A 13,232-nucleotide genomic window follows, 5' to 3' on the forward strand; every position below is an offset into this window, starting at 1 on the left:
CGCGACGACCGCCCCTCGAAGAATCAGTTCGATCCGGTCGGGATATGCGTTCGATTCGCGTTCGATGCTAAATCATCGAACAGCGCCGCGGCGTCGTCGGCCAGCGGATACGCGTCGTGATAGGGATCGATCTCGTGGTCAGTCCCCGAAACCGACTGGATAGCGTCCGCGAACCGCTCGTAGTTCTCGTCGACGATATCTCGCACGAGCACTGGAATCCCGGCCCGCTCGCACAACTCGCTCGCGGCGGCTCGACCCGCCCAGACCGTCTCGGCCTCGATATCCGCGAAGAACAGCGCGAACGGAGCCTCGCCGAATTGGGCATCGAGGAACGCCTGTGCGGCCGGCTCCTCCCACGGGACGATGCCGACGGCCTCGAGCTGGCGCATCGCGGTCGAGGCCGCCGAGCAGAACGGGCAGTCGCCGTCGTAGAGCAGGATACCGGTGAACTGCGGTGTCGTCGGCTCCGTCATGGGAGCGCCTACGGTGACGGGGCGGAAAACGTTCGGCGGGCAGTTTCCGGTCCCGTCTCACTCTCGGTTCGGTCGCCCACAGCGGCTCGAGGATCCGACCCTCACTCGAGCTTCGACCGACCCGGCGGCCTGTCGTGATCGGCGCGGTGTCTGAGTAACTCGTCGTAGCGCTCGACTTCGATGACGCAGTCCGAGCGGGGACGCGCGACGCAAGTGAGGACGAACCCGGCCGCCTCGTCCTCCGGGTAGTACCGTTTGGCCTGACTGTGATCGACCTCGCCGGAGAGCAGTTTTGCGCCGCAGGTGATACACCAGCCCTGCTGGCAGTCTGCCGACAGCCAGAGGCCCGTAGCGCGGGCTGCCGCGAGGATCGCCTGATCCTCGCGGACCTCGATCGTTCGGGACTCGCCGGCGGCGTCCAAATCGGCGTCCGCCGGCACGCGAAGTTCGACGTCCCACGTCGTGGGGGCTGTCACGGGTAGCCGATCGTACGGCGGGCCGGGCGAAAAGCACACTGCCATCTGGTTCAGGCGCGTCTACTGGCGTCGTACCGACGACGGGACGGTTCGTGTGAGTTCGGCGTGAAAACGACAACGTTGCCGAGGCCGGCCTCGAGCCCGTCGAAAGGCCACCGTCGTCAGTGATCGTGACACCATGACCGCAGCCGACGCGTTCGACGACTTCCTCGAGTACGCTCGCGACCGCGGGACGGTCGTCGTGGCGAGTTGATAACGTCTTCTTTCGCTCGATCGTCGCCGTTATCGCCTTCCGGCAGGAGAGACACGATCCGATGAGACCGCCCACCGTGCGGTGACCTACCGCAGTCCCGCAACGGTTATTGTCGGTTCGCTGTAGCGTACAGTCGTTACAGCGATGACAACTGATCGTTCCCTCCGCGAGCTCGCGGCCGAGCGCGGACTGACCGTCGGAGCCATGATCGGTCCCGACTCCCTGCGAACTGAGTCGGACCATCGTCGAGTCCTCGCGACGGAGTTCGACGCGGTCACCCCGGGGAGTCCGTTGAAGATGGGCCCGCTCCGTCCCTCGCCGGACACCTACGATTTCGGTGACGCGGACACGATCGTCGACTTCGCTCTCGCGAACGACATGTCCGTTCGAGGGCATACTCTCGTCTGGCATCAACAACAGCCCGAGTGGTTCGAAACGTGGAACCACTCCGACGAGCGGGTCCGGGAGTTCCTTCGCGATCACATCTATACCGTCGCGGGGCGCTATCGGAAGAAGATCGATACCTGGGATGTCGTCAACGAGGCCGTCGCCGACGACGACTCGCTGCGCGAGACGATGTGGTATGACGCGATGGGCGAGGACTACATCGCGAATGCCTTTCGGTGGGCCGACGAGGTCACCCACGCCGACCTCTACTACAACGACTACGGGGGCGAGGCAGTCAACGAGAAATCCGACGCGATCTACGACCTTCTCGCGGACTTACTTGAGCGGGACGTGCCGATTGACGGCGTTGGGCTCCAGTTGCACGCGCTCTTCGACCGGCCCGATCCCGAGTCGATCGCCGAAAATATCGAGCGGTTTCAGGATCTCGGACTCGACGTTGAGATCACCGAGATGGATGTCGACTTTTACGAGCACGACGCTCCCGACGACCCGCTCGAGCTGCAGGCCGACTACTACCGCGAGATCACCGAGGTCTGTCTCGAGACCGGCTGTGACGGGATGACCGTCGCAGGCGTCAACGACGCGACCTCGTGGCTGCGATACTACGAGAACTTTCCAGAGCTGTTCATCGGCGATCCGCTGCTGTTCGACGACTGGTACGAGCCGAAACCAGCATACGAGGCCGTCGTCGAGACGCTCGACAGCTACTGAACTGGTTACTTTCTTTGTCCTCCTCGCCGACGTTCCACTCGATGCGAGCCGCAGCCTTCACCGACTTGATCGGCCCCGAGGGAGTGAGCGTGATCGAACGGGACGACCCCGAACCCGGCCCGACCGAGGCGCTGGTCGACGTCGAGGCGTGCGCGATCAATCGTCACGACCTCTGGATCCTCGAGGGGGACTCGGCGATGGTCGACGCCGACGATCTGCCGTTCGTCACCGGCCTCGACGTGGCAGGCGTCGTGAGCGAAACCGGCGGAGAAGTTCGCGGCCTTGAGCCCGGCGACCGGGTTGTCCTCTGTCCCAACCAGACCTGTGGCTCCTGTCGATTCTGCCGCGAGGGGCCCGAGAACATGTGCGAGCGGTTCTCATTGTTCCACGGCGGCCTCGCCGAGACGGCCCGCGTCCGGGCCGATCGGCTCGTTCCGTTGCCCGAGGGGATGGACGCGACGACGGCCGCCGCGATTCCGACGGCCTACATGACCGCCTACCACATGCTCCGGCGAGCCGAGGTTGGTCCCGCCGACCTCGTCTTCGTTCCCGGCGCGACCGGTGGCGTTGGCGTCGCTGCGATCCAGCTCGCGGACGTTTTCGGCGCAGAGACGATCGGGACGTCCTCGTCGGAAGCGAAGCTCGAGCGGGTCCGCGAACTCGGTCTCGATCACGGAATTCGATCGACGGACCTCGAGGAGATCCGCGACGAGGTCGAGACGATCGGCGCACCGGACGGGGTGATCAACCACCTCGGCGGCGAGTTCACCGAACTCGGCCAATCAGTCATGCGCCGCGGCGGGACGATGGCGATCTGTGGCCGCACGGCCGGCGGCGAATCCACGATCGACGTGACGAACCTCTTTCTCGGCCACAAGTGCATCGTCGGCTCCACGATGGGGACCCAGGACGACCTCCGGCGGCTCGTCGAACTCGCGGCCGACAGCCGACTGCGGCCCGAAATCGATCGGACGTACGCGCTCGCGGACACCGACGATGCCTTCGCGGCGATGCGGGATCGCGAGAGCGTCGGCAAGCTCGTCGTCGAGCCATAGATCAGCAACCGCGATTTCGAACGTTTCTCAGACAACCCGTGCGTTCCACCGCCGGGTGGGAATGAAAGGGGCTTCCGCGCTGGACGAACCCGGACGACGCAAGCACCGCAGGTGAGCGACCGGTGGGAGCGAGCCGAGGCGCACAGCGAGGCCCGGGAGTCCAGCGCGGAAGGGGCTTTCAAGGTACTGCTGACGGGGTTCTCGTCACAGTAGAGAGTAGCCCAGTTTCTGTATACAGAGGCGCGCTCGAATTGAACCGGGCGATTCGATAACTACGTGTGCGAACATAACGCGATTATACCGTCTTTTGCGGTCAGATATACTATATATGCGAAAATCATATATAATTTCAGAACCATTCCTATTTATGATTAAAAGTCCGAGACTTTTTGGGATCTTGTTTTTGGCCTTTTGTAGCTGGGCTCTCTATATCGAAGGTGGGTGGCTGTTTACGTTACCTATTGTTCTTCTCGTTGCAATACTGTTAGCACAAGTGGCGCTTGACCTCACTGACGCAGATTCCGACAAGTGAAAGCAGGTGCATCTCAATGGCTCATGTTTTGACAGCTATCAGTGAAGTCGATTTCTGCTTCGTTACCTACTTGACCTATACTAAACGTGGTTTTCACGGCCAACTCTGATCAAAGAAATTGTAGTGTCAACTACTGGTAACTAACTCGGTTCTACAGTACTAGCCGGAAGGCGCTGGCCCGACCTATTTCGGCCTCGTCGCTGTCTCTCAGGTATGACGAATATCGCGATCACCGGTGCGTCGGGGAACGTCGGCCGGGAAGCCATCGACGCGTTTCCGGACGGCGATCACGATCTCACGCTCTTTTCCCACAGCGAGACCGAGGATCTGGACACAACCCCACTCGAGATCACCGACCGCGAGGCGTTCGTCGATGCGCTCGAGGGCCAGGACGTCCTGATCCACCTCGCGGCCAACGCCTCGCCGCGGGCGGAGTGGGACGAGGTTCGCGGACCGAACGTCGACGGCCTCGCTAACGCCTTCGAGGCCGCGGTCGAAAACGACCTCGAGCGGGTGGTCTTCGCGAGTTCGAACCACGCGGTCAACATGCGAAACACCGTCTCGGCGATCCGGCCGGAGTCGACGGTGGGGAGCCCCGAGATCGTCCGGCCGAGCGATCCGACCGATCCGGACACCTTCTACGGCGTCACCAAGGTCTTCGGCGAGGCGATGGGATCGTACTACGCGAATCGGCACGGACTCGAGGTGGTGAACCTCCGAATCGGGTGGTTGCTCACCCGCGACGAACTCCGCCGGGTGTGCGACGAACGCGACGGTGCCGGGGAGCGCTACGCCCGCGCGATGTGGCTCAGCCCCGGCGACTGTCAGCGGGTGCTCAACGCGGCGACGACGGCGACGCTCGCGGAATCTCCCCTGATCGCCCACGGAATCTCCGACAACGCAGAGCGGTTCCTCTCGCTGTCCGAGACCATGCTCGAGCTCGGCTACCGGCCCCAAGACGACGCCGAGAACGTGCTGAGCGACGACTCGAGCAGGCGCAGCGGGCTCGAATCGACCTGATCCCGTCCATCGATTCACGTCACGGTCGTCGATCCGTTGACATTTGTTTCCGCGTGGACCCTTCGAATCGAAAGACGGAATACCGATACGTTCGTACCCGCACACATGTCGACAAAGGTGTCCGAGTCGTCGGGCTACGGGCCGAACACCCAGATGTCTCTGTTCGGCTATATCATGGGCGCAATACTCCTGATCGTTCTCCTCCCGTTGATCCCCGTTCTCGTCCCCGTATGGATTCTCTGGAAACTGTTCATCGCCGACGAGGAGTTCGAACACAGCTTCGAGAACTGGCGACGCGAATCCGGCCGCACCGGCTCCGACCGTCTCGAAGCCGCGGAAATCGAGCCCGCAGACGCCGCTGCTGAAGACACCGAGGCCGATGACACCGAGACCGAAGACGCCGAACCTGCAGACGCGGAAGCCGACCAGACGGCAGCCGAATCCTAACAGTAGATAGTAGTACGGCTCTTTCTATTCAGAACTCTCCGTGAAACCCACGGTGAGTACAGATGCGAACTGACCGCTGTTTGCTTGTTTTGATGATTTGGGTGAAACCCTATTTATCAGTAGATAGTAGCACGGTTTCTCTATTTAGAAGAACACCTGAAACCGAATCAGACGATTTGATAACTATGGACGACTATCTCACAGAAGATATTTGTCATCCCTTGTCTAAACTTTGGGTATGAACCGTCGTATCTTTCTCACATCGCTCGGTACTCTCGGTGTCTCGGGTCTTGCTGGGTGTTCTCAGTTTCTCAACGGCGACATTCCCGCCGGGAGTCTCCAATTCGAGAATCGCAGTAATCTCCCGCATACCATTGGAATTTCGGTTGTTGACGTTGGCGCTGAATCGGAGACGACAGCAGATGGCTACAGCGTCTCTGGAAATGTGACCGTCCCATCTCCGCAACGAACATTGACGGCCTCTGCGTCAGTCGCCCCCGATGAGACCAAGACCTTTGAGAATATCTTCACCGAATCGGTATACTACTTAATCGAGTTCACGCTTGACGGCACGACGCCCGATACTGGTGAGCCGGTCCCATATAACCCGTCGCTGTCTGGAGGACAGCACCACGCCATTATAATGGGAGTTGTATATGAGTCTGGCGAATTTTCGTATGTGAATCGTTCGACGGACAACGCTGGCGTCTTCAAACAATAGATCAACCATTTCTGTTGAAATAATTCTGAAATTATATATTTTGACCCCGCTGCGATAAGTACAGTTACTGTACTGAACGGCAATTACGTGTGCATATTTACTGGAAGGTCTCTTTTCGATCAGGTCTGCGAGTGAGTCCGCTTCGAAACGATAAAATATACTAGTCCAGAGGGCCCTGCGAGTAGGCCAATAGTAAACCAGACTCCCCCATCAGACAAAATTGAGAATAGCGGACGAGAGGGCTGCATTATCACTATCCACACGACACTGCCACTGACAAACATCAGTAGAAAAAACACTGTGCCAAGAAAAGGCCGTTTCCGTAGATACTCGTTCACTCTATTGGTCATATTTGTAGTTCTGCGTATAACGCCTACATAATCGTTACGCCGTACTGATCGCTAACTCTTCGTACTGTACTTACCGAATCGGGTATTTCGGTTTCGCACCTAATTCTGAATAAAGAAACCGTATCGCCAACTACTGCTAACGTCGTCCGTTCGTTTTCTCGAGGACGAGTCCTCGTTAGTCGTCGGCGTTCGCGGCCGCGACGAGATCGGACGGCGGGCTGCCCGGCAGCTCGTCGCGGTCGTGGGGTGCTTCGAACTCGAGGTCGGGACCGCGGGCGACGATCCCGTGCGGGTTCACGTCGGGGTGGGTCGTGTAGTAATGCTCCTTGATGTGGTCCATGTTCACCGTTTGAGCGACGCCTGACGTCCCATAGAGATCGCGCAGGTACGGCCAGAGGTTGTCGTACTCACGGATATACTGCACGTTACACATGAAGTGCGTGTGGTAGACTTTGTCAAACCGGACGAGCGTCGTGAACATCGCGACGTCGGCCTCGGTGAGTCGATCGCCGGCGAGATAGCGCTGGTCAGCCAGCACCTCGTCCCAGTGATCGAGCGCCGCGAAGAGGTCGTCGACCGCCTCGTCGTAGGGATCCTGCTTCGTCGCGAACCCCGCGCGATAGACGCCGTTGTTGATCGGCTCGTAGATCTCGTCGATGATCCGATCAACCTCGTCTCGATAGCCCTCGGGGTAGAGATCCACGTCTCGCGAGGCAATCTCGTTGAACTCCGTGTCGAGCATCCGCATGATCTCTTCGGACTCGTTGTTGACGATGGTGTCCTCCCGTTTGTCCCAGAGTACCGGCACCGTCACGCGACAGGTCGCGTCCGGATCCGCGCGCACGTACAACTCCCGCAGGAAATCCGCGCCGTGGACGTGATCGGGCGTACAGCCCTCCTTTTCGGGAGTGAATTGCCAGCCGTCCTCGTCGCGGTAGGGATCGACGATCGAGACGGAGATCGCGTCCTCGAGTCCCTTCAGTGCCCGCGTCACCAGCGTCCGGTGGGCCCACGGACAGGCGGAGGAGACGTAGAGGTGATACCGGCCCGCCTCGGGCTGGAACCGGGCGTCGGGATCGTCTCTGATCTCGTCCCGAAAGTTCGTCTCCTGGCGTTCGAACGAGCCGTCGTCGTCGGTGTACTCACCCGCGTCGGTCCGCCACTCGCCGTCGACGAGCATGTTCATACGCGTTCGTACGGCGGCGACGTTCAAATGACCTCGCTAACATTCGTGTCACCCGCCTCGAGCCGGCGCGGCTGATGACAAGCGTTTAAGCGGCCCGCGCGAGCACTCGAGGTATGGCAGACGACGGGGATCGACACCGCCAGAGCCGCCTGTTCACGGACGACGACGGCGGGTTCGACGCCGACCGCGCACGGGACGAGTCACTGCCGGTCGAGGACGGCGAAGTGATCGACACCGACGACCTCGCGGATCACCAGCGCTACGTTGAGGACCGGGGGATCTACGACGAGCGCAATCGAGTGAACGACCTCACGGGCAAGGAGTGGAAGTACGCCACGAAGTCCGTGCTCCCCGAGGGCTATCCGCCCGCCGTCCAGCACGACCTGCGCAGCGAACACGGTGGGCAGAAACCGCCGCGACTCTGCGCGGAACTGATCGGCCGATTTAGCAAGGCCGGCGACATCGTCCTCGACCCCTTCGCGGGCGTCGGCGGCACTCTGTTAGGCGCGAGTTTCTGCGAACACGAGGGCACCGGACTCCGGAACGCGATCGGTTTCGAGCGCACCCGACGATGGATCGAGATCTACGAGACAGTCCTCGAGCGCGAAAACGAGGAGCGCCGCGAGCGCGGCGAACCGCCGCTGGCCGAGCAGGAGATGCAACACGGCGACTGCGTCGACCTGATCGAGGACGTGCCCGAGGACTCGGTCGACTTGCTGCTGACCGACGTCCCCTACTGGCATATGGACGAACTCGAGCAGACGCGCAACGAGCGCGAGACGCGTGAGAGCAAACTGGGATCGTTCGATGGTGCTGCCGGCGCTACCGGCGCTCCCGACACTCCAGAGACCGATCCCGACGGTCGCAATGCGAACGCCGACGCTGATTCGGAGAGGGATCCCGACGACCGACAGACGAAGGCCGAGTGGCTCGACGATATGGCGGGCAAGTTCGACCGGTTCACCGACGCCGTCGCGCCGGACGGCCACGTCGTCGTCTTCATCGGCGATATGTACCGCGAGCAGTCCTACGAGTTCCTCTCGGCGGATCTCGCGCGGGCGATCGAATCGACCGCGCCGCTGACCCTCGCGGCGAACCTGATCTGGTACGACCCCACGAAGGACCTCCACGTCTACGGCTATCCGTTCTCGTACGTCCCCTCGATGGTCCACCAGAACGTGCTCGTCTTCCGACTCGAGGACGAGCGCGAAAGCGACGACTGAGCCGTTCCTGTCGGCTACCAGCGTGCGAGTTACAGTCGACAACCAGCCCGACGGACCCGAGACAGTTCTCGCAGCCGGCGCTCGTCTGACCCCCGTCAGTCGATCGTCTGACGCAGTTTTATTGGGGTCCGTCGTGATGAAAGGAACAGGCGCGAGGCGGCCTCCCCACTCCACCCCATCTACCCGCCTGCGCGCCTGCTCCCGTTTCTCTCCCCCCCTTGTCGCATCGTCCTCACTGGTCGAACAGCGAGAGAAACGAATACCCCATCCGGAACTACCCAGACGCTACGCGCTTGCGGGCAGCAACGTCGATCGGACCTCCTCGGCGCGATCGGCCTCGGTGATGACGGCGACCTCGTCCCCGACCTCGAGTTCGGTTCCCGGAAGCGGGATCGTCAGCGGTTCGCGGGCGCGGCCGTGGGCGTAGATCCGCGCGGACTCGGGGAGCTCGAGTTCGCTCATCCGTTTCCCGACCGCCGGCGATCCGTCTCGGATCTCGAGGACGGTCAACTGGAGGTTTGCGGCGAGGTCGGCGACGACGTTGAAGTCGCCGCCCAACAGGGCGGTCTTCGCGCCCGCAGCACCGAGCCGTTCGGGGTAGATGATCTCGTCGACCTCTTCGGCGTATTTCTCGTAGATGTCCTCGCGGTAGTCTTCGTCGATCCGCAGGACGGTCCGACAACCGTGGTGGGTACCGACCATACACGCGGCGAAGTTAGCGTTGAGATCGGGCGTGAACGCACCGATCGCATCGGCGGTTTCGATCTCCGCGTCGACGAGGACGTCCTCGTCAGCGCCGTCGCCGTGCACCGTCTCGAACCCGTCGTCAGTGGCGCGCTCGATCCGGTCCATATCGTCGTCGACGATGATGACCTCGTGGCCCTCCTCGGCGAGGATCGTCGCCGTCCGCGAGCCGACCCGACCGTATCCCACGATGACAAACCTCATGGTATCACGGTACGCGCTCCGAGGTGAAATACGTTGGTCTCGCCGACAGGAGTTTCCGTTCGATCGGCTGATCGGCTCGAGCCTTCGTCTGGAATAGTACTCAACAATCAAACAATACCCACGAACGTGCCCAAATAGCGGCCGATTCGGACAAGAACGTTTAACTCACCGGTGTTGTTACGCTCGAACATCCAATATGGGGGCATTCGAGACACTCGCAGCGTACTTCGGCTTCGACGAACACGATACCGACCTCGGAACGGAAACGATCGCGGGGATAACGACGTTTCTGGCGATGTCGTACATCATCGTCGTCAATCCGCTCATTCTGAGCGAGGCGATCGCGATCGACGGCTACGACGCCGGCGAGATTCAGCAGATGATCACCGTCGCGACGATCCTCGCATCGGCGGTTGCCATTTTCGTCATGGCGTTCTGGGCCAACAGACCGTTCGGCCTCGCGCCCGGCATGGGGCTGAACGCGTTCTTCGCGTTCACGGTCGTTATCGGCCTCGGCGTCCCGTGGCAGGTCGCGCTCGCGGCGGTCTTCGTCGAAGGGATTATCTTCATCGCCCTGACGGCGGTCGGCGCACGGAAGTACATCATCGAACTGTTCCCGGAACCCGTTAAATTCGCCGTCGGAGCCGGGATCGGCGTCTACCTGCTCTTTCTGGGACTCCAGGAGATGCAGATCGTCGTTGACCATCCGGACACCCTCGTCACGCTGGGAAACGTCGCGACCAGCGCCGTCGCCGCGCTTTCGGTCGTTGGCCTCGCACTGATGCTCATCCTCCACGCTCGCGGGACTCGCGGTTCGATCGTCATCGGGATCCTCGCCACTGCCGTCGCTGGGTGGGTACTGACTATCGCTGACGTCGTCTCCCCGGGCACGCTCGTTCCCGCACAGACCTACGAGCAGGTCGCCAACGACGGAATCCTGAGCCTGATCGCGAGCGTTCAGTACGACTTCACGCCGCTGGTCGCCGGCTTCATCGAGGGACTCGGATTGATTACCGACGACCCGCTCGTGTTCGCGCTGGTCGTCTTCACGTTCTTCTTCGTCGACTTCTTCGACACGGCCGGGACGCTCATCGGCGTCTCGCAGATCGGTGGCTTCCTCGACGAGGACGGCGACCTCCCCGAAATCGAGAAGCCGCTGATGGCCGACGCGATCGGCACTACCGTGGGCGCGATAATCGGAACGTCGACAGTGACGACGTTCATCGAATCTTCGGCCGGCGTCGAGGAAGGCGGACGAACCGGCTTCACCGCCCTCGTCGTCGGCCTCCTCTTCGTGCTCTCCTTGCTCATCGTCCCGCTGATCGGTGCCATTCCGCAGTACGCGTCGTACCTCGCACTGGTCGTCGTCGGCATCATCATGCTACAGGGCGTCACCGACATCGACTGGCAAGACCCGTCCTGGGCGATTTCAGCCGGACTGACGATTACGGTCATGCCGCTCACCGCGTCAATCTCGAACGGACTCGCCGCCGGGATCATCAGCTACCCGCTCGTCAAAGCCGCAATGGGGAGGGCCGAAGACGTTTCCGTCGGACAGTGGGCACTCGCCATCGCGTTCATCCTGTACTTCGCCGTCTTCTTCGCCGTCGACGCCGGCATGTTCTCGTTCTGACGACCATTGTTTCGGGTATTGCCAGCACGCTTCCGTGATCCGACCGTAGTACTCCCGAAACCACGATTGCGGCAACCCCCCGGTCGACCGGTGGGCTGATACGTCTTCCGCGGCAATATCCCGTATGGCAGACATCACGATGTACGAGCTTCCCGGCTGTCCGTTCTGTGCGAAGGTCCGCTCGAAGCTCGACGAACTCGAGCTCGAGTACGATATCATCGAAGTGCCCCGCTCGCACGACGAGCGCACCGAGGTCGAGAAGGTAAGCGGCCAGACGGGCGTTCCCGTCATCGTCGACGAGGCGAACGGTGTCGACGGGATGAGCGAGAGCGACGACATCGTCGAGTACCTCGAGGAAACGTACGGAAACGGCGCAACCTGAAGTCTGGGAGTCGATTGTAGTCCGTTCTTCAGCAGGCAGTTCGCCGGCGAGCCCAGCGACTACTGTTTCCACCAGAATCGGTTCGAAAGCAGGCTGAGTACCGTAAACACGAGGTAACCACCGACGACGTAGACGCCGCCGAATACCACTGCATCGGCCGCCGTCGTGACGGTCGTCCCGTAATTGAAGACGAGTCCGAGAGCTGTGATGGTAAGAACGAGGAACGCGCGCCGCCGACTGACGATTTCGACGGTCCACTGCCTCTCCATAGGCGTTCCTCGCGGTCGGCACTCGAAAAACTGTCGTTCGTCGTGAGTGTTATCGGCCGGATCAGGCCGCTTCTTCGTACTCGGAGCGTTCCCGGATGACGTCCCGAAGTTCGTCGGTGTTCCGGAACGTCGCGAGTTCGTCGCGCTCGACCAGGGCGGTGCCGTCGACGGATTCCTGTTTCGCTCGGTCGACGACGTACACGGATTGCGTGCCCATAACCTGGCCGATCGAACTCATGATTCGGGCGCGTTTCTCCGCGGCCTTCGTGAATTTCGAGTGGCCGGTCAGCACGATATCGCTGTCGTCTTCGTCCTCGCTGACGGCCGTAAACGGCGATCGGGCCGTCGGGTGGACGCTGTAGCCGGCCCTCGTGAGGACGGCGACGACCTGTTCGTCGTCCGGATCCGCTTCGGGATCGTCCGGCGTCGCCTCGCTCTCGTGAACGTCCTCGGCACCCTCGAGCACGTCGACGGGGCTCGTCAGCGGCGCGTCGAACATCTCCTCGAGGGTCATCGCGACCTCGACGGAGGCGTTCATGCCGTCTTCGTACTTCGAGACGGTCCGTCGGGAGACGCCGAGTTCGCCGGCGAGTTGGCCGAGGCTCCAGTCGCGGTCCTGGCGTTCGCCGGCCAGCAGGTCGCCGTCGATATTGACGTAGAGGCCGCCGGGGGCGGCGTAGATCAACGGCGGGACTTCCTCGATGAACAGGTTGTACGCCGTGTCGGGGCTGAAGACGGGGACGCCGTGTCGGAAGTAGACGACGTCGGGTTTCAGATCCTCGTCGCGGCTACGCAGGCCGATGACCAGGGGCGTCGCGTTGAGGTAGGTCCCCAGGCGTCGCATCTCCTGACCGGTCGCCCGGTTGAACGCGTCGATATTCGCGAGGATCTTGACGAGGATGAGGTCTTCGCCCCGTCGGGCGGCGATATCGAAACTCTTCGGTCGAATCGCACACCGATCACTCACCATGAATCCCGCGTCCTCTAACATCGCGGTTACGTTACCGACAAGCGCGGAGCGGGACATACGGGATTGTAAGTGATTCCTCCTATAAGACGTTTTCCCCGTCATGTCCGTGTCCCGTGTTGCGATTAGGGCCCGAATCGGGAATATACTTATATAGTTGTTTGAGCAGTCGCGCAGC

The 13,232-nt window shown here is 61.4% G+C and carries 14 protein-coding genes; 8 read left to right on the forward strand and 6 right to left on the reverse strand.

From position 1 onward, the window contains the following. Positions 1-23 precede the first annotated feature (23 nt). Together HYG81_RS21960 and HYG81_RS21965 are read right to left on the reverse strand one after the other, a co-directional pair. Positions 24-473: a thiol-disulfide oxidoreductase DCC family protein gene (locus HYG81_RS21960; protein ID WP_180841822.1), complete on the reverse strand. Its 450-nt coding sequence runs from the start codon at positions 471-473 to the stop codon at positions 24-26. 101 nt (positions 474-574) lie between these two features. After that, entirely contained in the window at positions 575-949 is a 375-nt protein-coding gene (locus tag HYG81_RS21965; protein WP_180841823.1) for a 2Fe-2S iron-sulfur cluster-binding protein, read from the reverse strand. A 397-nt stretch (positions 950-1,346) separates the two neighbouring features. Here HYG81_RS21965 and HYG81_RS21970 point away from each other — a divergent pair, with 397 nt between their 5' ends. The 5 genes from HYG81_RS21970 to HYG81_RS21990 all read left to right on the forward strand — a co-directional run bounded on the left by HYG81_RS21970 (position 1,347) and on the right by HYG81_RS21990 (position 6,096). Then, positions 1,347-2,321 (forward strand): endo-1,4-beta-xylanase, encoded by a 975-nt coding sequence (locus HYG81_RS21970; protein ID WP_180841824.1) that lies wholly within the window; start codon positions 1,347-1,349, stop codon positions 2,319-2,321. Between the two features lie 41 nt (positions 2,322-2,362). Continuing rightward, positions 2,363-3,376, forward strand: a complete 1,014-nt coding sequence (locus HYG81_RS21975) for an alcohol dehydrogenase catalytic domain-containing protein (RefSeq protein WP_180841825.1) — start codon at positions 2,363-2,365, stop codon at positions 3,374-3,376. A gap of 745 nt (positions 3,377-4,121) precedes the next feature. Next, on the forward strand, positions 4,122-4,928 hold the full coding sequence (locus HYG81_RS21980) for an NAD-dependent epimerase/dehydratase family protein (protein ID WP_180841826.1): 807 nt from the start codon (positions 4,122-4,124) through the stop codon (positions 4,926-4,928). A gap of 105 nt (positions 4,929-5,033) precedes the next feature. Beyond that, on the forward strand, positions 5,034-5,375 hold the full coding sequence (locus tag HYG81_RS21985; RefSeq protein ID WP_180841827.1) for a DUF7535 family protein: 342 nt from the start codon (positions 5,034-5,036) through the stop codon (positions 5,373-5,375). 238 nt (positions 5,376-5,613) lie between these two features. After that, a complete protein-coding gene (locus HYG81_RS21990; protein WP_180841828.1) occupies positions 5,614-6,096 on the forward strand; it encodes a hypothetical protein in 483 nt (160 codons plus the stop codon). Positions 6,097-6,621: 525 nt separating this feature from the next. Here the strand turns inward: HYG81_RS21990 and HYG81_RS21995 are convergent. Further along, a complete protein-coding gene (locus tag HYG81_RS21995; RefSeq protein ID WP_180841829.1) occupies positions 6,622-7,632 on the reverse strand; it encodes a glutathione S-transferase family protein in 1,011 nt (336 codons plus the stop codon). 113 nt (positions 7,633-7,745) lie between these two features. Here HYG81_RS21995 and HYG81_RS22000 point away from each other — a divergent pair, with 113 nt between their 5' ends. Next, positions 7,746-8,855 (forward strand): DNA methyltransferase, encoded by a 1,110-nt coding sequence (locus tag HYG81_RS22000; protein ID WP_180841830.1) that lies wholly within the window; start codon positions 7,746-7,748, stop codon positions 8,853-8,855. A gap of 285 nt (positions 8,856-9,140) precedes the next feature. Here HYG81_RS22000 and HYG81_RS22005 read toward each other — a convergent pair whose 3' ends face one another. After that, a complete protein-coding gene (locus tag HYG81_RS22005; RefSeq protein WP_180841831.1) occupies positions 9,141-9,803 on the reverse strand; it encodes a potassium channel family protein in 663 nt (220 codons plus the stop codon). A gap of 196 nt (positions 9,804-9,999) precedes the next feature. Here HYG81_RS22005 and HYG81_RS22010 point away from each other — a divergent pair, with 196 nt between their 5' ends. Both HYG81_RS22010 and HYG81_RS22015 read left to right on the forward strand, forming a co-directional pair. Then, positions 10,000-11,436, forward strand: coding sequence for an NCS2 family permease (locus tag HYG81_RS22010; protein WP_180841832.1), 1,437 nt, complete (start codon positions 10,000-10,002; stop codon positions 11,434-11,436). Positions 11,437-11,560: 124 nt separating this feature from the next. After that, the gene (locus tag HYG81_RS22015; protein ID WP_180841833.1) at positions 11,561-11,818 is read left to right on the forward strand and encodes a glutathione S-transferase N-terminal domain-containing protein; all 258 of its coding nucleotides are present in this window, start codon (positions 11,561-11,563) and stop codon (positions 11,816-11,818) included. Positions 11,819-11,877: 59 nt separating this feature from the next. Here HYG81_RS22015 and HYG81_RS22020 read toward each other — a convergent pair whose 3' ends face one another. Together HYG81_RS22020 and HYG81_RS22025 are read right to left on the reverse strand one after the other, a co-directional pair. Then, on the reverse strand, positions 11,878-12,087 hold the full coding sequence (locus tag HYG81_RS22020) for a hypothetical protein (RefSeq protein ID WP_180841834.1): 210 nt from the start codon (positions 12,085-12,087) through the stop codon (positions 11,878-11,880). A gap of 61 nt (positions 12,088-12,148) precedes the next feature. Beyond that, on the reverse strand, positions 12,149-13,114 hold the full coding sequence (locus HYG81_RS22025) for a transcriptional regulator (protein ID WP_180841835.1): 966 nt from the start codon (positions 13,112-13,114) through the stop codon (positions 12,149-12,151). Positions 13,115-13,232 lie beyond the last annotated feature (118 nt).

The organism is Natrinema zhouii, from assembly GCF_013456555.2.
In the GTDB taxonomy this organism is placed as follows: Archaea; Halobacteriota; Halobacteria; order Halobacteriales; family Natrialbaceae; genus Natrinema; species Natrinema zhouii.

Excerpts from the sequence above, each read along its gene's own strand:
- HYG81_RS21960 (WP_180841822.1), bottom strand. The coding sequence starts at position 473 with ATGACGGAGCCGACGACACCGCAGTTCACCGGTATCCTGCTCTACGAC.
- HYG81_RS21970 (WP_180841824.1), top strand. The coding sequence starts at position 1,347 with ATGACAACTGATCGTTCCCTCCGCGAGCTCGCGGCCGAGCGCGGACTG.
- HYG81_RS21975 (WP_180841825.1), top strand. The coding sequence starts at position 2,363 with ATGCGAGCCGCAGCCTTCACCGACTTGATCGGCCCCGAGGGAGTGAGC.
- HYG81_RS21980 (WP_180841826.1), top strand. The coding sequence starts at position 4,122 with ATGACGAATATCGCGATCACCGGTGCGTCGGGGAACGTCGGCCGGGAA.
- HYG81_RS21985 (WP_180841827.1), top strand. The coding sequence starts at position 5,034 with ATGTCGACAAAGGTGTCCGAGTCGTCGGGCTACGGGCCGAACACCCAG.
- HYG81_RS21990 (WP_180841828.1), top strand. The coding sequence starts at position 5,614 with ATGAACCGTCGTATCTTTCTCACATCGCTCGGTACTCTCGGTGTCTCG.
- HYG81_RS21995 (WP_180841829.1), bottom strand. The coding sequence starts at position 7,632 with ATGAACATGCTCGTCGACGGCGAGTGGCGGACCGACGCGGGTGAGTAC.
- HYG81_RS22000 (WP_180841830.1), top strand. The coding sequence starts at position 7,746 with ATGGCAGACGACGGGGATCGACACCGCCAGAGCCGCCTGTTCACGGAC.
- HYG81_RS22005 (WP_180841831.1), bottom strand. The coding sequence starts at position 9,803 with ATGAGGTTTGTCATCGTGGGATACGGTCGGGTCGGCTCGCGGACGGCG.
- HYG81_RS22010 (WP_180841832.1), top strand. The coding sequence starts at position 10,000 with ATGGGGGCATTCGAGACACTCGCAGCGTACTTCGGCTTCGACGAACAC.
- HYG81_RS22015 (WP_180841833.1), top strand. The coding sequence starts at position 11,561 with ATGGCAGACATCACGATGTACGAGCTTCCCGGCTGTCCGTTCTGTGCG.
- HYG81_RS22020 (WP_180841834.1), bottom strand. The coding sequence starts at position 12,087 with ATGGAGAGGCAGTGGACCGTCGAAATCGTCAGTCGGCGGCGCGCGTTC.
- HYG81_RS22025 (WP_180841835.1), bottom strand. The coding sequence starts at position 13,114 with ATGTCCCGCTCCGCGCTTGTCGGTAACGTAACCGCGATGTTAGAGGAC.